At 62.0% G+C, this 18,805-nt stretch carries 16 protein-coding genes; 4 read left to right on the top strand and 12 right to left on the bottom strand.

The window, feature by feature from the left end; translation table 11 throughout:
* Positions 1-2: 2 nt before the first annotated feature.
* A complete protein-coding gene (locus CS1BSM3_RS14375; RefSeq protein ID WP_072387742.1) occupies positions 3-1,961 on the top strand; it encodes a TRAP transporter permease in 1,959 nt (652 codons plus the stop codon).
* Positions 1,962-2,053: 92 nt separating this feature from the next.
* Here the strand turns inward: CS1BSM3_RS14375 and CS1BSM3_RS14370 are convergent, their stop codons facing one another.
* From CS1BSM3_RS14370 to CS1BSM3_RS28285, 12 genes are all read right to left on the bottom strand, one after another.
* Positions 2,054-2,914, bottom strand: coding sequence for an ABC transporter permease (locus CS1BSM3_RS14370; protein WP_083528585.1), 861 nt, complete (start codon positions 2,912-2,914; stop codon positions 2,054-2,056).
* Positions 2,907-3,701, bottom strand: coding sequence for an ABC transporter permease (locus CS1BSM3_RS14365; RefSeq protein ID WP_072387741.1), 795 nt, complete (start codon positions 3,699-3,701; stop codon positions 2,907-2,909). The genes CS1BSM3_RS14370 and CS1BSM3_RS14365 overlap by 8 nt, the downstream gene beginning before the upstream one ends.
* Before the next feature lie 5 nt (positions 3,702-3,706).
* A complete protein-coding gene (locus CS1BSM3_RS14360) occupies positions 3,707-4,468 on the bottom strand; it encodes an ABC transporter ATP-binding protein (RefSeq protein ID WP_244540505.1) in 762 nt (253 codons plus the stop codon).
* Positions 4,469-4,566: 98 nt separating this feature from the next.
* Complete coding sequence (locus CS1BSM3_RS14355) at positions 4,567-5,529, bottom strand: ABC transporter substrate-binding protein (protein ID WP_174263686.1); 963 nt, start codon at positions 5,527-5,529, stop codon at positions 4,567-4,569.
* A 449-nt stretch (positions 5,530-5,978) separates the two neighbouring features.
* Positions 5,979-6,428, bottom strand: coding sequence for a PTS sugar transporter subunit IIA (locus tag CS1BSM3_RS14350; protein ID WP_072387736.1), 450 nt, complete (start codon positions 6,426-6,428; stop codon positions 5,979-5,981).
* 46 nt (positions 6,429-6,474) lie between these two features.
* On the bottom strand, positions 6,475-7,164 hold the full coding sequence (locus CS1BSM3_RS14345; RefSeq protein ID WP_072387734.1) for a response regulator: 690 nt from the start codon (positions 7,162-7,164) through the stop codon (positions 6,475-6,477).
* Positions 7,161-9,896: a sensor histidine kinase gene (locus CS1BSM3_RS14340; protein WP_072387732.1), complete on the bottom strand. Its 2,736-nt coding sequence runs from the start codon at positions 9,894-9,896 to the stop codon at positions 7,161-7,163. The genes CS1BSM3_RS14345 and CS1BSM3_RS14340 overlap by 4 nt, the downstream gene beginning before the upstream one ends.
* Before the next feature lie 27 nt (positions 9,897-9,923).
* Complete coding sequence (locus CS1BSM3_RS14335; protein WP_072387730.1) at positions 9,924-10,529, bottom strand: K(+)-transporting ATPase subunit C; 606 nt, start codon at positions 10,527-10,529, stop codon at positions 9,924-9,926.
* Between the two features lie 11 nt (positions 10,530-10,540).
* A complete protein-coding gene (gene kdpB / locus CS1BSM3_RS14330) occupies positions 10,541-12,655 on the bottom strand; it encodes a potassium-transporting ATPase subunit KdpB (protein ID WP_072387728.1) in 2,115 nt (704 codons plus the stop codon).
* A gap of 22 nt (positions 12,656-12,677) precedes the next feature.
* Complete coding sequence (gene kdpA / locus CS1BSM3_RS14325; protein WP_072387726.1) at positions 12,678-14,381, bottom strand: potassium-transporting ATPase subunit KdpA; 1,704 nt, start codon at positions 14,379-14,381, stop codon at positions 12,678-12,680.
* A gap of 14 nt (positions 14,382-14,395) precedes the next feature.
* Positions 14,396-14,485 (bottom strand): K(+)-transporting ATPase subunit F, encoded by a 90-nt coding sequence (gene kdpF, locus CS1BSM3_RS14320; RefSeq protein ID WP_072387725.1) that lies wholly within the window; start codon positions 14,483-14,485, stop codon positions 14,396-14,398.
* Positions 14,486-14,494: 9 nt separating this feature from the next.
* Positions 14,495-14,638, bottom strand: coding sequence for a hypothetical protein (locus CS1BSM3_RS28285; RefSeq protein WP_174263685.1), 144 nt, complete (start codon positions 14,636-14,638; stop codon positions 14,495-14,497).
* A 367-nt stretch (positions 14,639-15,005) separates the two neighbouring features.
* On the opposite strand from CS1BSM3_RS28285, the gene CS1BSM3_RS14315 reads away from it, so the two are divergent.
* The 3 genes from CS1BSM3_RS14315 to CS1BSM3_RS14305 all read left to right on the top strand — a co-directional run bounded on the left by CS1BSM3_RS14315 (position 15,006) and on the right by CS1BSM3_RS14305 (position 18,485).
* Positions 15,006-15,452: a hypothetical protein gene (locus CS1BSM3_RS14315; RefSeq protein ID WP_210188776.1), complete on the top strand. Its 447-nt coding sequence runs from the start codon at positions 15,006-15,008 to the stop codon at positions 15,450-15,452.
* Positions 15,453-15,458: 6 nt separating this feature from the next.
* Positions 15,459-16,607: a DUF6745 domain-containing protein gene (locus CS1BSM3_RS14310; RefSeq protein ID WP_072387723.1), complete on the top strand. Its 1,149-nt coding sequence runs from the start codon at positions 15,459-15,461 to the stop codon at positions 16,605-16,607.
* Between the two features lie 450 nt (positions 16,608-17,057).
* Entirely contained in the window at positions 17,058-18,485 is a 1,428-nt protein-coding gene (locus CS1BSM3_RS14305) for a tyrosine-type recombinase/integrase (protein WP_083528584.1), read from the top strand.
* The last annotated feature ends 320 nt before the right edge of the window (positions 18,486-18,805 follow it).

Below are 18,805 nucleotides of genomic sequence, written 5' to 3'. Positions count from 1 at the left end.
CGATGCAGAACTCCGACATCAAATCCGAGCAAGCCGGTGCTGCCGCAGCTCCGGTATCTCCCATCATGGAGGAGGCCCCCGTGCGCGTTCTGCACGGGTGGAGCTTCCGTGTGCTCCAAATCATCTGTGTGCTCGTCGCTGTGTGGACACTGTACGGCACCATCTACCTGGTGCAGTCGTACACGTTCCGCATGGTCCATCTGGGCCTCGTTCTGGCCGGGATCTTCTGGCTCTTCCCGGCCGGATCGAGGAGCAAGACGCAGCCATCGATCCTCGACTGGATCTGCATTGGCATAGCCGTCGCCGGGTTGGCGTACGTCCACATCGATCTGGACGACTTCGTGAACCGGGCAGTGATCCCGACGAACTGGGATCTCTTCTTCGGCGGCGCGATCATGGTCCTGACACTGGAGGCATGCCGCCGCACGGTCGGCTGGCCGCTGGTGATCGTGATCCTGGCTGTGCTCGCCTATGCCCTTTTCGGCAACTATCTGCCGCCGCCCTGGGGACACCGCGGCTACAGCATCGTTAGGCTGATCGGCCATCTCTTCATCACGCAGGACGGCATATTCGGCGTGCCGCTCGATGTGTCGGTGACGCTCATCACGCTCTTCGTGATCTACGGCGCCATCCTTGAGCAGACAGGCGCTGGTCGCTTCTTCCTCGATTTTGCATTCGCATTGACGCGGGGAAAGACGACGGTCGGCGTCACGCGCTCGGTGATCCTGTCGTCATTTCTGCTCGGCGGCCCATCCGGCAGCGGCACGGCGACGACGTTGACCGTCGGTGCCGTTGCCTACCCGATGCTCAAAAAGGCGGGCTACAGCCCGGACCGTGCCGGCGCGCTGTTCGCCGCCGGCGGCATCGGCGCGGTGCTCTCTCCGCCGGTCATGGGCGCGGCCTCGTTCCTCATCGCCGAGATGCTGAACGTACCGTACCTGACCGTCATCAAGATGGCCCTGATGCCCACGATCCTCTACTACGTGGCCATCTTCGTGATGATCGAAGCCGACTCACGCCGCCAGCAGGTCGCGGGTGTCCGGATCGACTACACGCCGCCAGATACGGCGTGGAACCTGATGAAGAAGTACTGGTTCCACCTGTCCTCGCTTTTCGTCGTCGTCATCCTCATGGTGGTCGGTTTCTCCACCGTGTACGCAATTCTCTGGTCGATCGTGGCAGCGGCGGCATTCTCTTATCTTCGCGCCGATACCCGATTGACGCCCGGTCGCGCCGTGACCTCGCTCTATCATGCGGGGCGCGAGGTGCTATCGGTGGCGGCAATATGTGCGGCGGCGGGCATGCTCGTCGGAGCGGTGAACCTGACCGGCCTCGGTTTCAAATTCTCCGACATCATCCTCGGCCTCGCAGGTGGCAGCCTCGTCATCACGCTGATTCTGACCGCCATCATTCTCATGGTGATCGGCCTGGCGATGCCGATCACGGCCTCCTACGTCGTCGCGGCTGTCATTACGGTTCCGGCCATGACGAAGCTCGGCGTCCCCGATGTCGCCGCGCACATGTTCGTCTTCTACTACGCGCTGCTGTCGGAGGTCTCTCCGCCGGTCGCACTGGCGCCCATGGCGGCGGCGGCGCTCACGGGCGGCAATCCGTGGCGTACGACGATGATCACGTGGCTCTACACGTTGCCGTGCTTCGTGGTCCCGTTCATGTTCACCCTCAGCCCTGACGGACTTGGACTTCTGCTCGAGGGATCGTGGGAGAACATCATCTGGACCAACACGACAGCCTTGCTGGCGGTCGTGGCGATCGGCGCCGGCGTGGGCGGATGGCTCTGGACTGCCGTGCGCCTCTGGGAGCGCGCCGCTCTCGTGATCGCGGGGCTGCTGCTGTTCTATCCGGCGGCGATGGCTGATCTCGCCGGCTTCGCAGTTCTTGCAGCCGTCGGCACGGTACTCAAATTCCGCTCGATGCGCACACCGGACTCTGCGCCATCATAGATGCTGGGAGGCTGGCCGAGGGCCAAAGCGGGGCGCTCCGACTTTCGAACAGTCGGAGCGCCCCTTTTTCTTCGGGGTCGCCTGCTTTCCAATCAGCTCCGCCAGTAAGCGAAACGCCCTTCTACGGCGCGAATGGCGAGATCTATGAGCGAGCCCAGAATGCCGATGAGGACCATGGCGCCGATCGTGAGATCCGCGTGTAGCTGCTGCTGCCCCTGAAGGATCAGGTATCCAAGCCCGTCACGACTGCCGGTGCCGGCAACAATCTCCGCCGCGATCAGAGCCATCCAACCCGTAGCGAGACCAATACGCAATCCCGTAACGACATGCGGCAAGGCCGCCGGCAAGGCTACCTCGAACAGGATAGTCCATGATTTTGCGCCGAGCGTGCGGGCCGCATCAATGAGACGACTATCGACGAGCTGCACACCACGAAACGAGTTGATCAGGATCGGCGCGAAAGACGAGGTAAAGATAACGTAGGCCTGCGCGCTGCTGCCGGCGCCGAACCAGAACATTGCAAACGGCGCCCAGGCAATGGGCGGGATGTACCTGAAGAGCTCGAAGAGCGGCGCGACGATCCACTGCAGAGGACGAAAGTAGGCCATCGCAAGACCAAGCGGCACGCCGATGACGATCGCAGCTCCGAACCCCCACAACAGACGGACGATGCTGGCCCATGCGTGCGTCAGGAGCGGCCCGGCGCCCACGGGCTCCCACGCCAATCGCACAATTCGGCTGATGACGTCGATCGGATTGGGAAGGAAATCCTTCGACACGGCGAACAATTCGACGACGCCGTACCACACGGCCAGCCAGAAGAAGAGCATGACGCCGACGCGCAGCGCGTTCGGCAGTGCTTCGATCCGATCGCCGAGCGTGCGCGTGGTCGATGTCCGATCGGCTTCCGTCGGCAAGCGGCTGACGCTGGCCTCTGCCGTCCCATCAGCCATTGTCCTGATCCTCTCTCCACGGAAGCATGGCGCGCTCAATTCGATGGAAGACGAGGTTCATGAGCAGCCCCAAAAGCGCGACCGCCGCCATCCCGACGAACACGATGTTGCTCTCGAGATTGCGATAACCGTTCATGATCAGAAAGCCGAAGCCTGCAAGAGACACGACGAGCTCAGCCGCGACAATGGACGCCCAGGCGATGCCAAGCGCAATCCTGAGGCCGGTCATGATTGTCGGAAGCCCTGACGGGATCGCGACTTCGAACAGGAGCGTATGCGGCTTCGCTCCGAGGCTCCGCGCAGAGCTCAGCAGCTCGGACGGTGTCTGCTTGATCGCCAGGTAGCTGTTGAGGATGCACGGCACCGCCGCCGCAATGAAGACGATGAAGATCTTTCCTGCGTAGCCGATGCCGAACCAGAGGATGGCGAGTGGTATCCATGCTGGTGGCGGTATGGGGCGAAGGATCTGCAGGAGCGGTCCGACAACCCAATCGACCGCGCGGTTCCACGCCATGAAAATCCCGAGCGGCACGCCGATCGCAATTGCCATGGCGTAGCCGCCGAGCATGACCGAAATGCTCGCGAGGAAGTGGTTCCAGAACGGCACGTTGAGATAGCCGTACCAGATGTCGAGGAAGCCCACCCAAACGTCCGCCGGAGGCGGGAGGATCAGCGGCTTTACGAGCTCCAGCGAGGTGACCAGCCACCAAGTGAAGAGCAAAGACCCGACGGAAAGCGCGCCGAACAGCGCGCGGGCGAGAGCATTGCTGCGTGCGGAGCCGTTCATCGCATTCAGTTCCTGACGCTGATCTCGCTTTTGACAAGCCCCCAGATGCGCGAGCGCACATCCTGAAAATCGGCCCGTCGGATCACTTCGTCGAATGGATCGGCCCGCCAGTGGTGATCACCGGTGATGTTCGCGATATCGATGACTTCCTTCACGCGACCCGGCCGGCGCGTCATGACGATGACCCGGTCGGCGAGAAACACCGCTTCCTCGACGCTGTGCGTAATGAACATCACCGTCGGACGCTGCGTCTGCCAGATGCGGACGAGCTCCTCCTGCATGATCTGGCGGTTCTGAGCATCGAGTGCAGCAAAAGGCTCATCCATGAGCAGCGTTCGCGGCTTGAGGACGAAGCTTCGCGCGATCGCCACGCGCTGCTGCATGCCGCCGGAAAGCTGGCGCGGGTAGTGGTTCTCGAACCCGTCGAGCCCGATCAAACGGATCACGCGCTTGATCTGATCCTCGCGATCGGCAGCGGGGACGCCATTGATGCGCAGGCCGAAGTCGATGTTGTCGTGGACGGTCTTCCAGGGGAACAGAGAGAAGTTCTGGAAGACGATCGCCTTGTCGGGGCCAGGCTCTCGAACCTCCTCGCCGCCGAGCAGAATGCGGCCGGTCGGCGGCTTGTACAGCCCTGCCGTCAGGTGAAGCAGAGTGCTCTTGCCACAACCGGACGGCCCGACGATGACGAGAAATTCGCTCGATTTGACCTGAAAATCGAAGCGATCGAGAGCCTGAACGGCACCCGATCGTCCTTCGAAACGCATGGTGACGTTTTCATACGAGAGGTTGTTCGGCATCTGTCCACTGCGCGCTCTGTGAGGATTTTGGGGCGGGCTTGCGCCCACCCCAGCGGGAATACCGCTCACCGGGCGGGCAGCGCGGCAGCCTTATCGATCCAGCTCGTATCGATCATCTTGAAGATCGCCGGAGAGACTTCCTTCATGCGACCGATGCGGACATAGAACTGCGCGATGCCGTCGATGGCCTCGTTCACGTACGCGGGCTTGGCACCATCGGGCTTCATGGCCTTGAGCTGCTGCTCGATCGGCCAGAGATCGGTGGCGAGATCGACCTCTTCCTTCAGGAAGCTGTCGGGCGTCTGCGTGCCGCGGAACTGATCCCATTTCTTGTAGAGCACGGCCGCTTCGGCCTTGTTCTTGCGCGCCCAGTCCACGGCTTCCAGGGTGGCCCTCAGCCAGCGCACGGCCGCATCGGGATTCTTCTTTGCGAAATCCGGATGAATCACCCAGACAGACGGGATCTTCAGGCCGGCCTCGACGCCGTCGCAGAGCTTCTTATTTCCACGCTCGCGGGCGGCGGTCGTCTGCGGCGGCCAGAGCTGAGCCAGATCGCCATTGCCGGCAACAAACGCGGACAGTGACGCCTGCTGCTCGGATGGCAATATTTGCACATCCGACATCGCGATGCCGCGCTTCTTGAGGCAGCCCTCGATCATGAAGTGCCCCGTCGACGCGGTGGTGATGAATATCTTCGCGCCTTTGAGCTTGGATGGATCCTTCTGCACCGCGGCAACGTAGTCGGCCCGACCGATCATCTCCTGGATGATGGCCTCCTCGCTGATGACGCCGGCAATGATCAAGCCGAGCTTGACGCCCTGGACTGTCGGAGGCAGGCCGATATGAGCGACGTCCCACTCGCTCGTTGCCGCCGCTTGCACGATGGGGGCACCCGAAGGATAGACCTTGATCGACGGATCGAGGCCCCACTTCGCATAAATGCCACGCTCGATGGCGGTGTACTGTGGAAAGCTCGGGAACCAGACCTGTGCCGCCAGACGGATCTTGTCCTTTGTCTGCGCAGCCACGGATGTGTCGCGAGCATCGAGGGACAGCAAGCACATCGCGGCGCCCGCGGCGGCCACCACGTACCGTAAGGATTTCATCAAGCCCATTCGCGTTTCCTCTCTCGTTGCGCAGCGGAGTTGACCTCCGTCTGCCGTGGCTTTGCGTGGTTCCGGAAAAAGGCCATGCACTCGGGCGACCAGCCACGACACTGTTGTTGGCCGTTGACACGCAACGTCATTGATAGCTTAGTTTGAATGTCTCGGAAATAGAGCAGAGTCGTTCCGTTGAGTGGAACGCCTTCTGCGGTGCCATTCACGCCGGCGCAGGCGGCGAGGTCGTCCGGATCCTCGCAGAACCAGATCCGCACGGAGAACGACGCTCTCGTCGAATTTGATGAGTTGCAGATCTGAGCGAGGGCGGACGCGGCGCGACGAATGCAGTGTCGGGGCCGCTTGAAGCGCCGCTCTCTCTAGGTTGCAGACGTAATCGCGGCGTACAACCCCGCGGCATCTTCGGCATGACGAAGAGCGCTCAGGACGGGCTCATTGCGCAGCGCGCGCGCCACGGCTGCCAGCACCTTCAGATGGTAGCCGGTTGACGACGCGGGCAACAACAGCAGAAAGACCACGTCGACCCGCTTTCCGTCGATCGCGTCGAAATCGATTGGTTTGCGCAGGCGCGCAAGAATGCCGAAAGGAGAAGTGAGGCCCGGAATGCGCGCATGCGGAATGGCCGCGCCACCGCCGACCCCGGTTGACCCCAGCTCCTCCCGCCTCAGAATTTCCTGCGACACCTGCTCGTGCTCCAGCGAGAGGCTTCTCGCCGCGCGAGCACTCAACTCGGTCAGCAAGCGCGCCTTGTCACTTGCCTCCACATCGACAAGCGCGTTCTCCGGCGCGAGAAAGGTAGAGATTTGCATTGCTATTCCAAGGGTGGTTCTGGCGAACAGGCATCGCCCGTGTCAATCAGTCAGGCGCGCGGAGCCGATAGCCGATTCCGGTTTCGGTAAGAAGATACTGCGGACGCTCTGGATCCTTCTCGATCTTCTGCCTGAGCTGGCGGACATACACGCGCAGATACTGAGCATCCGTCAGCTCATCCCATAATTCGCCTAGGAGAAATCGGTGCGTGAGGACCTTGCCTGCGTGCTGAACGAGCAGCCGCAGCAGATCATACTCCTTGGGTGACAGTTTCACTTCCCCCTCGCCGAGCTTGACGATCCGGCGCACGAGATCGACGCTCAGGTCGCCGAGATGAAACACCGGGCGCTCTCCCTGCACCTGCAGTTGGTGCCGGAGCGCGGTGCGCATGCGAGCAAACAACTCATCCATACCGAATGGCTTCGTGACGAAGTCGTCGGCGCCAAGATCGAGCGCCGTCACTTTGACGGCTTCATCGCCACGGCTCGACAACACGACGATGGGGAGATTGTCGCCGTGGTGACGGATGCGCCTCAGAAGCTCAAGGCCGTCGATATCGGGCAGGCCGAGATCGAGGATCACAAGCGCGGGCTTCTTGGCCAACAGCTCGATAGCGACCTTGCCGCTCGGCGCTTCGATCACCTCATAGCCCTGCGAGGTGAGCCCCATGCGCAGGAGCTTGCGGATGGGCGGCTCATCGTCGACGACAAGGATCTTCAAGGAGGTCGCGCTCATGCCGCATCTTTCTTTCGCTCGTAAATTTTTGGCGCCGGCAGCGTGATGGTAAACACGGCGCCCTTACGGTCGGTGCGATTGGCGGCAATAATAGTGCCGTTCAGGGCCTCGACAAAGCCCCGCGAAATGGCGAGCCCCAGGCCGGTGCCCGCACGCACCTGATCTCCTTTTCGCGCGCGGTAGAACTTGTCAAAAATGCGCTCCAGCTCCACGTCGGGAATACCATCCCCTTCGTCCAGGATCTGCAGCTTTACATGCTGGTCCTCGTGCCAGCACGAAATGCGGACCGTGGTCGCCGGTGGCGCATACTTGGCGGCATTGTCGAGCAGGTTGAACAGCACCTGCTCGAACAGCACCGCGTCAACCATGACCATCGGCAGTTTCGGGCTCATGTCGACCTCGACACGGTGCTCAGCAAGGATCTTGCTTGCGCGCTCCAACGCACTCCCGACGATCTCGCCGACATCGTGTGCGGCCGTGTTGGGTGCGACTGCGCCGGATTCGAGCTTGGTCATATCGAGCAGATTGGCGATGAACCGGTTGAGGCGCTCCGATTCCTCGATGATCGTCGAGAGCAAATCGGCCTTTGCCAGCTCATCGAACGACTGCGACAGATCGCGGAGCGCACCGGCTGAGCCGATGATGCCGGCGAGTGGTGTCTTTAGATCGTGCGATATAGAAGTCAGCAGAGCCGAGCGGAGGCGCTCGGTCTCGGCGGTCCGTTTGACCCGATCGATATCCTCGACCAGGTGCACGCGCTCGATTGCGAGCGCACCCTGATCGGCAAGCGCGTCGAGAAGACGTCGCTGGTCGGCGCGCAGAAGCGGACCTGTACCGTTCCGGCTGATCCCGACGATACCGATGGCTCCGCGCCCTGTGCGCATGGGCATGAACAGCCACTTGGCCCCGGGCAAAGCATCGGAATCGCGACCGGCCGGTTGGCCCTTCTCCCATGCCCACTTTGCAGCGGCCAGATCGGCTTCATCGAGCGCATCCTCGGGTGGATAGCCGGCCTTCACCGCGATCGTGTCGTTATCCGGCAGCAGCACCACCACGCGAACCTTCAGCATCATCGCGATTTGATAGGCGGTGGCCCACAGGACATCGTCGAGCGCGCCCGCGCCGGCCAGCTTGCGGCTGAAGCCGTATAGCGTCTCCACCACGCGCACGCGTTCTTGCGCGGCAACCGTATGATGCCAGCCGCGCGCGGCAAGCCTCGAAATGAGCACGGCCAGAGCGGTGAACAGCAGGAACACCGAGACATTGTTCGGATCGTCGATCGTGAGGGTGTACGTCGGCTGCAGGAAAAAGAAGTTGTAGCAAACTGCCGACACGAACGACGTAACGAGCGAAGGCCCCAGGCCGAGGCGAACGGCGACGCCGACAACGGCCGTCAGGAAGATGAGATCGACATTCAATCCCAGAAATGAAGTCACGAGCAGGCTGATCCCGAGAGCGGCAGCCACGGCCAGCAAGGCAAAGAAATACGGCATAGCATCGAATGTCCGAGCCGCATCCGACGCAACCGATGTCGTCGTCGCCGCCGAACGGGATGGCGCAGGCTCGGAGGAGGCCTCTCCGGCAATGACATGCACCGAGATCGCGCCGGCGTGCCGCACGAGGTCATGGACGACAGACCCGTGCAGGATCTCGAACCAGCGCGACCGGTCCGATTTGCCGACGATGATGTGCGTTACGTTGCTCTTGCGCGCGTAGCTCAGTATGTCCATGGCGACCCGCCGCCCGACCGCCGGAATGGAGACAGCCTCACCATCCAGGCGTTCGGCGAGCCGCAGTGTCTCGGCTATGCGATCCCGATCGGCCTCCGTGAAGTCCAAGCTCCGCGTCGTCTCGATGTAGAGTGCCGTCACCGGTGCGTGCAGCCGATCTGCCAGGCGCTTGGCATAGCGGACGAGGCCGGCTGAGCGCGGGTCCTCATTGATGCACACGAGAATGCGTTCGCCTGCGGCCCACGGCCCCTGGATGGCACGCGCGCGCATCTGCTCGAGCAACTGCTCATCGACACGCTCTGCGGTCCTGCGCAGCGCGAGCTCTCGCAGCGCAGTGAGATTGGCCGGCGAGAAGTAGTGCTGGAGCGCGCGCTCTGCCTGCTTCGGGACGTAAACCTTGCCTTCCTTGAGGCGCTGGATGAGATCTTCGGGGGTCAAGTCGACGAGCTCGATCGCATCGGCACGATCGAAAATGGCATCAGGAACGATCTCGCGAACGCGCACGCGCGTGATCTGCGCAACGACATCGTTGAGGCTCTCGATGTGCTGGATGTTGACCGTGGTGTAGACGTCGATACCCGCGTCGAGCAGCTCCTCGACGTCCTGATAGCGCTTCGGATGACGGCTCCCCGGGACATTGGTGTGCGCGAGCTCGTCGACGAGAACCAAGCTCGGACGACGATCAAGCGCGGCGTCGATATCGAACTCATCGAGCGCGCGACCTGCATACACCGTCAGCTTGCGCGGCAGCACCTCCAGCCCGCTGATCAGCGCTTCGGTCTCCTCGCGACCGTGCGTCTCGACCACACCGACGACGACGTCCACGCCTTCCTTCTGCTTTGCGTGGGCCGCGGTCAGCATCTCGTAGGTCTTGCCGACGCCCGGCGCGGCCCCGACGAAGATCTTCAGCCGCCCGGAGCGGCCTTTCTCCTCGCGTTGAGCCTCCGCCAGCAAAGCGTCCGGCGAAGGTCGCTGCTCAGAGTCGCTCTGTTGATCGGCCATGGTGCATCAGGCCTGCCACTTCATGGGCTATTCGCTCGCCGTTCGGTCGAGAGCCATGTTGAGTGCCAGAACATTAACACGGGGCTCACCGAGAAAGCCAAGGAAGTGGCTCTCGATATGCTGGCCGACCAGCGCCCGCACGCGCACCTCGGGCAAATTGCGCGCCTTGGCCACGCGCGGCGCCTGGAAGTAGGCTGCCTCCGGCGAAATGTGAGGATCCAGACCGCCGCCCGACGTCGTCACCAGGTCGACCGGCACCTTGGCATCGGGATTCTCCGCCTTGAGCCTATAGACATCCGCTTTGACACGGTCGATCAGCGCCTTGTTCGTCGGCCCAAGGTTAGAGCCCGACGAGTTCGCCGCATTGTAGGGCTGCGGCACGGTCTTGCTCGCGTCGGCCGGGTCCGGGCCGAGCGTGGCCGAAGGGCGGCCGTGAAAGTAGCGGTCGCTGGCGAACTGCTGGCCGATCAGAGCGGAGCCGATGACCTTGCCATCTCTCTCGATCAGGCTGCCATTCGCCTGCCAGGGGAACAATGTCTGGGCGATACCGGTCATGGCCAACGGGTAGGCGAGGCCCGTGATCAGCATGAGCCCCACGAAAACGACAATCGCCGGACGAAGCTCTTTCAACATGGTGCTTCTCCTCAGACGAGATGCAGGGTCGTGACGACCACGTCGATCGCCTTGATGCCAACGAACGGGATGAGGATCCCGCCGAGGCCGTAGATCAGCAAATTGCGCCGCAGCAGCGGACCGGCGCCGATCGGGCGGAAAGCAACACCCTTCAGTGCCAGCGGGATCAACGCAATGATGATCAGCGCGTTGAAGATGATGGCCGACAGGATCGCACTCTGCGGCGTCGTCAGGTTCATGATGTTGAGCGCCTGAAGCTGCGGATAGAACACCACGAACATTGCGGGGATGATGGCGAAGTACTTCGCGACGTCGTTGGCGATCGAGAAGGTAGTGAGCGCGCCGCGCGTCATCAGGAGCTGCTTGCCGATCTCGACCACCTCGATCAGCTTGGTCGGGTTGGAATCCAGGTCGATCATGTTGCCGGCCTCGCGGGCCGCCTGCGTGCCGGTGTTCATGGCGACGCCGACATCGGCCTGCGCAAGAGCGGGGGCATCGTTCGTGCCGTCGCCACACATGGCGACCAGCTTTCCCTTTTCCTGCTCGGCACGAATGAGCCTGAGCTTGTCTTCGGGCGTGGCCTGGGCGAGGAAGTCGTCGACCCCGGCCTCCGCCGCGATCGCCGCCGCCGTCGTAGGGTTGTCGCCGGTGATCATGATCGTGCGAATGCCCATCCGCCTCAGCTCGGCGAAGCGCTCGCGGATCCCACCCTTGACGATATCCTTGAGGTGGATGATGCCGAGCAAGCGGCCATCGCGCGCGACGGCAAGCGGCGTGCCGCCGGATTTGGCGACATCGTCGGCCATAGCGCGAATCTCGCGCGCGGTCTCGGCGCTGACCAGAGGCTTGGTGGCGACCTGGACGTCCCCATGCCCGCGCCCCGATCCGCCATTGAGATAGCCGAGGATCGCGTCGACGGCGCCCTTACGGATCGAGGTCGTGCCGAGCACGACGCCGCTCATCCGCGTCTGCGCTGAGAATGGTATGAACCGCGCGCTGAGCTCGCTCACGTCGCGCCCGCGGATACCGTACTTCTCCTTGGCCAGCACGACGATGGAGCGCCCTTCCGGCGTCTCATCGGCGAGCGAGGCAAGCTGCGCCGCATCGGCAAGATCCTGCTCGCTCACGCCGCGCAGAGGCTTGAACTCGGTCGCCTGACGATTGCCGAGCGTAATCGTGCCGGTCTTGTCGAGCAGCAGCGTATCGACGTCGCCAGCAGCCTCGACAGCCCGGCCCGACATGGCAAGCACGTTGAACCGGACGAGACGATCCATGCCGGCAATGCCGATGGCCGAGAGCAGTGCGCCGATGGTGGTCGGAATGAGCGTCACGAACAAAGCCGCCAGCACGACTAGCGAGACAGTGCCGCCGGCATAGTTCACGTAGCTCGGAATGGTGGCAGTGGCGATGACGAAAATGATCGTCAAACCGACCAGAAGAATGTTCAGCGCGATCTCGTTGGGCGTCTTCTGACGCTCGGCTCCCTCGACGAGCCTGATCATCCGATCGAGAAACGTCGATCCGGGCGCCGCCGTGATGCGCACGACAATCCAATCCGAGAGCACCTGCGTGCCACCCGTGACGGCCGAGCGGTCGCCGCCGGACTCGCGAATGACGGGAGCCGACTCGCCGGTGATCGCGGCCTCGTTGACCGAAGCCACACCTTCGATCACCTCGCCGTCCGACGGAATGAGGTCGCCGGCTTCAACGAGCACGATGTCACCAACTTCGAGGTCGGTGCCCGAAACCAGCTCGTACTGCCGCTTGCTTTCATTCCGCAGTCGCTTGGCCTGCGTCTCCGTGCGCTGGCGGCGCAGCGTATCGGCCTGCGCCTTGCCGCGCCCTTCAGCCACGGCTTCTGCGAAGTTCGCGAACAGCAGCGTGAACCAGAGCCACAGGACGATCTGGAACGTGAAGCCGACATTCTGGCCGCCGATCACCAGGTCCCGGATCAGGACGATGGCGGTCAGAATCGAGACGACCTCGAGCACGAACATCACCGGGTTCCGTATCTGCACCCGAGGATCGAGCTTGACGAAGGCCGATCGGATCGCCGGCAGGATGATCCGCGCATCGAGGAGAGCCGTGGTGGGGGTCGCCTTACGGAGCATGGTGGAGGTCTGCATGCAGTGACTCCGAGTGGTTCTCTCAGAATGCCGTCCCGGCGCGCATGGCCAGATGCTCGACGATGGGGCCGAGCGCGAGGGCTGGGAAGAAGGTGAGGCCGCCGACGATCAGGATCACGCCGACGACGAGGCCGACGAACAGAGCGCCGGTGGTCGGGAAGGTTCCCGAGGAGGGCGGCACACTTTTCTTTGCCGCCAGAGATCCGGCGATCGCCAGCGCCGGAACAATCATCAGGAAGCGGCCGACCAGCATGGCGATGGCACCGGTCGTGTTGTACCAGAGCGTGTTGCCGGTGAGGCCGGCGAAAGCCGATCCGTTGTTGGCGGTCTGCGAGGTATAGGCATAGAGCACCTCGGAGAAGCCGTGCGGTCCGGGATTGGCCATCGAGGCGGCGGCCGAGGGAATGACGACAGCAGCCGCCGTCCAGCCGAGATACATCAGCGGCAGGATCAGGATGGCGAGCATGGCCATCTTCACCTCTTTGGCTTCGATCTTTTTGCCGACGTACTCCGGCGTGCGCCCGACCATCAGGCCGGCGACGAAAATGGCGATGACGACGAACAGCAGCATCCCGTAGAGGCCGGCGCCGACACCGCCGACGATGACCTCGCCGAGCTGCATATTGATGAGCGGGATCATGCCGCCGAGGGCCGTGAAGCTGTCGTGCATGGCATTGACGGCGCCACACGACGCTGCCGTCGTCACAACCGCAAAGAGCGCGGAGGCGACGATGCCGAAGCGGACCTCCTTGCCCTCCATGTTGCCGCCAGTGAGACCAAGCGCCGAAAAGGCATCATTGCCGTGCGCTTCCGCCCAGTAGGCGACGGTGACGCCGGCGATGAACAGCACGCCCATGACGGCGAGGATCGCCCAGCCCTGGCGCTGGTTGCCGACCATGCGGCCGAACACGTTGGTGAGCGCAGCGCCGATAGCGAAAATGGACAGCATCTGCACGAAGTTCGACAATGCGGTCGGGTTCTCGAACGGATGGGCCGCATTGGCATTGAAGAAGCCGCCGCCGTTGGTGCCGAGCATCTTTATTGCGATCTGCGAGGCCGCAGGCCCGACGGCGATGGTCTGCGTGGCCCCCTCGAGGGTCGCTGCATCGACATATGCACCGAGCGTCTGCGGAACGCCCTGCCAGACCAAGAACAGCGTGAGGACTATGCAGATCGGCAGCAGGACGTAGAGCGTACAGCGGGTCAGGTCGACCCAGAAATTGCCGACCGTCGCCGCCGACACACGCGAGAAGCCGCGGATGAGCGCGACCGCCAGCACGATCCCTGTCGCCGCCGAGGCGAAATTCTGCACGGTCATTCCGAGCATCTGCGAGAGATAGGACATCGTCGTCTCGCCACCGTAGTTCTGCCAGTTGGTATTGGTGACGAAGCTCACGGCGGTGTTGAAGGCGAGATCGGGCGCCACGGCCGACTGGCCCGCCGGATTGAGCGGCAGGCCGGCCTGAAGGCGCAGCAGCACGTAAAGGCTGAGAAAGCCGATTGCATTGAAGAGCAGCATGGCGATGCCATAGGTGAGCCAATGCTGTTCGCGCTTGGCGTCGATGCCGGCCAGTGCGTAAAGGCCGGTCTCGAGCGGCCGCAGGACGGGCGACAGGAAGGTTCTCTCACCAGTGAAGACGCGCGTCATGTAGCCGCCGAGCGGTTTCGCGAGCGCAACGACGAGAGCGCAAAAGGCGACGATCTGAATCCAGCCGACGATGGTCATGCGTGGTACCTCGCTCAGAACCGCTCGGGACGCAGCAGCGCATAGACGAGGTAGAGCAGCACCGCCGCGGTCACGGCACCGCCGAGAATGTATTCGACGAGCATGGGACCTCCTTACAGATGATCGCAGGCGTAGGCATAAGCGATGGCGACGGCGAAGAAGCCGATGCCACCAACCAGAAAGATCACGTCCAGCATGGGTTGCTCCTTGCGATCCGTGCGCAAAGGATGCCGGCTGACGAGAGCCGCGAAGCGCACGGTCTTGGTCTGAAGATCAGGGCCAATACACCGATGCCGGCACATACTTGTGCGGGACGGCATATGAAATCGAGAGGGAGCGGCGGGGCGATCGCATAGGAACTATATATGAGGGCCACCGCCCAGCTTCTTTAGGCAAGCGCGCGCCCCCAAAAGCGGCCATCTCCTGACGCCATGTGTGAAGGACGGTCGGCGGCGAGCGCCTTTTCTTCGAGTGTTGCCGCACGCGCGCGGAATACGGTCGCAGCCGATCGTGCGCCTACACCTATATTTCTTATTTATGCGAAAGCCGCTCCGCCCCCCTCGATTTCCTATACGGCGAGGTCGATCCTTTCCGGATCCAAAGATCCACGACAGGAGGCGGAACATGTACAGGCGCACACTGTCAGCGACCCCGCAGGCCGCAACCTTCCAGAATACGCGTGACGCAACAGACGGTCGTCCAACCGAGCTCCGTCTGTACGCGCAGGGCGACATCCTCATCGAACGTATCGATGCTGCCCTCCCGATCGATGGAATCGTTGGCCGATCAGAACGAGGCGAGTCCGTGATCGTCGCCGAGGGCGAAGCCACCGGACATCATCACCGCCTCGTCGGGTCCATTCTCATGTATCGCGACGATGCTCTCGCGAGAGACGTCCCGGGCGGCCTGTATGTGACGCACGTGCGCGTTGAAAGCCCGACAGCGCGTCTCGAGCATGAAGAGCACGCAACCATCACGCTTCCAGCGGGCACATACCGCATCCGGCGGCAACGGCAACTAGAGCCTCTGGACGCCGCTCTTCAAGATCGGGCCGGATTCGTCGAGGACTAAGAGCTCATGTCGGCTCCTGATCCGCTCGCAGGTCTGAAAGACTACTTCAATAGTTGGGCTATCAGGCATCTTTCCTGCGAGCCTGCCGACCGGTCAGCGGCAGAGGAAAGCATTCACCGCGCCTATCGCGCTGCCAATCTCGCACCACCCGACACGATCGTGTGGTGCGGCGGCCCCGTCGAAATCGCGGCGCAGTTGGCCTCGGCATCGGCCGATGCCGTGATCGGGGCCAACGTCAGGAACGAGCTCCACTTCGATCTGCAGCAGAAGATCATCCTGCTGTCCGAGATCTATCGCAACGAGATCCCGATTGCCGAGAGGCAGTTGGCCAATCTCTCGCGCGCAAGCACGGCGACCAACGAGTACGAGAAGTGCAGACAGGCAGCCGCGGATATCAATGAGCGCGTAGACAACGCCGTGAGCGAAGCCCTCTCACAACTGGGCGTACGCGTCCGTCACGTCCTGCTAAGACTGCGCGGGCAATCGCGGCTCTTGCCCAGGTGGAGCTTCGACGAGATCGCCATTGGCCCGAGTCAGCTCACATCGCTGGCCATCTATGAATATCTCCACGACGTCCTGCCGCGGAAAGATGTGACGGGCTCCCTGCATGGTCTCTGGCGTATCGGCGCGTCGGCCGGCTGGATCGTTCCGCATAAGCGCGTGTGCTGGATCGCGGAGCGCCCGAACCTGTTGCGCCTCGATGCCACGGGTCACCTGCATGGTCCGGACGGACCCGCACTACGCTATCGCGACGGTTGGTCCACCTATGCCTGGCGAGGCGTGCCGATTCCCGCCTGGCTGATTGAGGAGCCCGAGCGGATCACGCGATCGGCCATTGCCTCCACCCTGGATCCCGCCCTGCGCAACTGCATGATCGACATCATGACGCCGGAACGCTTCGTGAAGAGCGGTGTGCCGTCGCGTGTCCACGAAGATGAGTGCGGCGTTCTCTGGCGCAAGCGGTGGGGATATCCCACCTCCCTCACCGGTGCCTGGGCGGCTGTCGAGGTGAGGAACGGAACTGCCGAGCCCGACGGCACCCACAAAACATATTTTCTGCGTGTACCATCTCAGATGCGCACAGCTCGGGAAGCCGTCGCCTGGACGTATGGACTGACGGCTGAGGAGTACGCCCGTTTGGGCAAACGGACCTGAGCAGGGGCGGCATCGAACGAGCGGCATGGCAAATTGCGCCTAGCTGTATCCGTGCCGCGGAAAGAACCCTAAACGTCGGATTTGCCTGCGCACATCCGTAATCTGCGTCGCACCTGCGAGTGGGTGTCCAGCCGTGACCCAATCGTGACCCAGCAGGCGTGCCGAAAAAATCAGGGCATGGCCTAACTACTTGATTTTTAATGGTCGGAGCGGAGAGATTCGAACTCTCGACCCCCAGTCCCCCAGTTTGATGAGCGTTGCAAAAATCTGACACTTCCTGAGAAGCTATGAGAGACATTTCATATTATAAATCAATCCATTGACTCCATTTTCCTTCCTCAGCTAGCATCAGAAAATCTCATCTAGCTCCCACTTTTTGCGTCCCATATGCGTCCCAATTAATCCGTCTACGAACCAATTGGCCGCGTATTAGCTCAAGGGCCTAGTAGGATGGCAAAGAAGGCAAATCACGTTCTGCCATTGAACGATAAGGCTGCGCTCGCTGCAAAGGCGATCGATAAGAAGCGAACCGAGTATCAAATCGCGACTGAACGCGGTCTGAAACTCATCGTTCGCGAGTCGGGAGTCGGGACATACGTCCTTCGCTATGAAATCGAGGTCGGCGCAAAGCGCATACACCGCAAGCTCGCGATCGGACGCCGCGACGCTATCACCGTCTACAAGGCCAGTGACATCGCTGACGAAAAACGCCGCGAGATCGCTGACGGCATCGATCCGGTCGCGGTCGCCGAAGAGCGGTTGACGGCCATCACGTTCAAGGAGCTTGCCGAAGATCGCTTCAATCGCGACCCGGATCTAGCTGACAGCTCAAAGAAACTCTATCGCGAGGCACTCGAGGCAGACGTCTATTCCGCGATCGGCAATCTCCCGGCTGATGAGGTCACACCAGCACAGATCGTCCCCATACTCGACAAGATTGAGAACCGCGGCTCGTTGGTCCAAGCGGATCGGACCAAATCAGCGATCAGCGGCGTGTTCGCTTGGGGACGCAAACGGCATGCCATGACGGCGAACCCGACCGCAGGTCTGGGAAAGCGATCTTCAAGTGTGGAGCGAGATCGCGTACTCAGCGACAAAGAAATGAGTGCTTTCTGGCGCGCCACCAAATCCAAAAAGGCGTGGCTGTCGAAGCGCATGCGGCTAATCCTGCAACTCGCAATACTCACTGGGCAGCGCCGCACGGAGGTCGCAGGCGCTCGCCTTTCAGAGCTGGAGCTTGACGGTAAGACGCCCATTTGGACCCTAGCAGGGCACACTCGCCGCTCCGGGCGAGTTGTGCGGGGACGCACTAAGAATCGCAAGGCGCAGGTCGTGCCACTATCGAAACAGGCGGTCACGCTTTTCAGGGAAGCGGTCGCCCTGGCGGGCAAATCGCCATTCGTTTTCCCTGCCGCCCCCAAGAAAGGGGATCCGGAAGGGAAGACGCGTCTCCCACACATTCACGGCGAAAGCGTGAGCAAGGCCGTGCGCCGCCTCAGAGCTGACTTCGAGATCGATGACGTAACGATCCACGATATGCGAACGGCGATCTCAACCTGGCTTGGCGATCAAGGGGTACGGCCGGACGTCATCGACCGTATTCTCAACCACAAGCCGAAGAGCATAACCCGGCGCCACTATAACTTCGCGCTCATGGACAAATTTGTCCGCTCTGCGATGCAGTTATGGGCCGACCACGTCCATCGCATCTCCGGGGAGAGTTCACCCACCATCCGGAAGAGCCTTCTTGCCAGGGCACGAATTCGCTCCGTTCCGCGGCGCATTCGGCGGAAGGAGTTGGCTGTGCCAGCAGAAGCCGAACAAGAGCAAACCATACAAACGCACAATCTACCTCAAATGGAGACCCTGTCACTGTGACACCGGCGAACGAAGGAGCGAAAGATGTTGAGGCACTGGCAATTGCTTTTGTGTTTGATTGGCCTCGGCTCCACCAATGAAATGGCACTAAACTACTGATTTAGTTGATGTTTAAAGCGTTCCCCAAAACGCCTACCCCACATTTTACCCCACAAAAATTTTGCGCAAGCATGAGCCTGCGGGAGCACGTATGAGCACGTTGCGAGGACGTCTCGCACCTCCGGTCGAAGTTCAGGCATAGCCGTCCCAATCCCGGGTCAGATCCCCGTGTCGACGTTTATGAACTGGAGGAGGCACTGCTCACGCCCTCGCGCAACGCA

Source organism: Hyphomicrobium sp. CS1BSMeth3 (assembly GCF_900117415.1).
In the GTDB taxonomy this organism is placed as follows: Bacteria; Pseudomonadota; Alphaproteobacteria; order Rhizobiales; family Hyphomicrobiaceae.
This window is presented reverse-complemented; position numbering and strand designations above follow the sequence as displayed.

Coding starts and splice junctions, on each gene's coding strand:
- CS1BSM3_RS14375 (WP_072387742.1), top strand. CDS start 3: ATGCAGAACTCCGACATCAAATCCGAGCAAGCCGGTGCTGCCGCAGCT.
- CS1BSM3_RS14370 (WP_083528585.1), bottom strand. CDS start 2,914: ATGGCTGATGGGACGGCAGAGGCCAGCGTCAGCCGCTTGCCGACGGAA.
- CS1BSM3_RS14365 (WP_072387741.1), bottom strand. CDS start 3,701: ATGAACGGCTCCGCACGCAGCAATGCTCTCGCCCGCGCGCTGTTCGGC.
- CS1BSM3_RS14360 (WP_244540505.1), bottom strand. CDS start 4,468: ATGCGTTTCGAAGGACGATCGGGTGCCGTTCAGGCTCTCGATCGCTTC.
- CS1BSM3_RS14350 (WP_072387736.1), bottom strand. CDS start 6,428: ATGCAAATCTCTACCTTTCTCGCGCCGGAGAACGCGCTTGTCGATGTG.
- CS1BSM3_RS14345 (WP_072387734.1), bottom strand. CDS start 7,164: ATGAGCGCGACCTCCTTGAAGATCCTTGTCGTCGACGATGAGCCGCCC.
- CS1BSM3_RS14340 (WP_072387732.1), bottom strand. CDS start 9,896: ATGGCCGATCAACAGAGCGACTCTGAGCAGCGACCTTCGCCGGACGCT.
- CS1BSM3_RS14335 (WP_072387730.1), bottom strand. CDS start 10,529: ATGTTGAAAGAGCTTCGTCCGGCGATTGTCGTTTTCGTGGGGCTCATG.
- kdpB (WP_072387728.1), bottom strand. CDS start 12,655: ATGCAGACCTCCACCATGCTCCGTAAGGCGACCCCCACCACGGCTCTC.
- kdpA (WP_072387726.1), bottom strand. CDS start 14,381: ATGACCATCGTCGGCTGGATTCAGATCGTCGCCTTTTGCGCTCTCGTC.
- kdpF (WP_072387725.1), bottom strand. CDS start 14,485: ATGCTCGTCGAATACATTCTCGGCGGTGCCGTGACCGCGGCGGTGCTG.
- CS1BSM3_RS14315 (WP_210188776.1), top strand. CDS start 15,006: ATGTACAGGCGCACACTGTCAGCGACCCCGCAGGCCGCAACCTTCCAG.
- CS1BSM3_RS14310 (WP_072387723.1), top strand. CDS start 15,459: ATGTCGGCTCCTGATCCGCTCGCAGGTCTGAAAGACTACTTCAATAGT.
- CS1BSM3_RS14305 (WP_083528584.1), top strand. CDS start 17,058: ATGGCAAAGAAGGCAAATCACGTTCTGCCATTGAACGATAAGGCTGCG.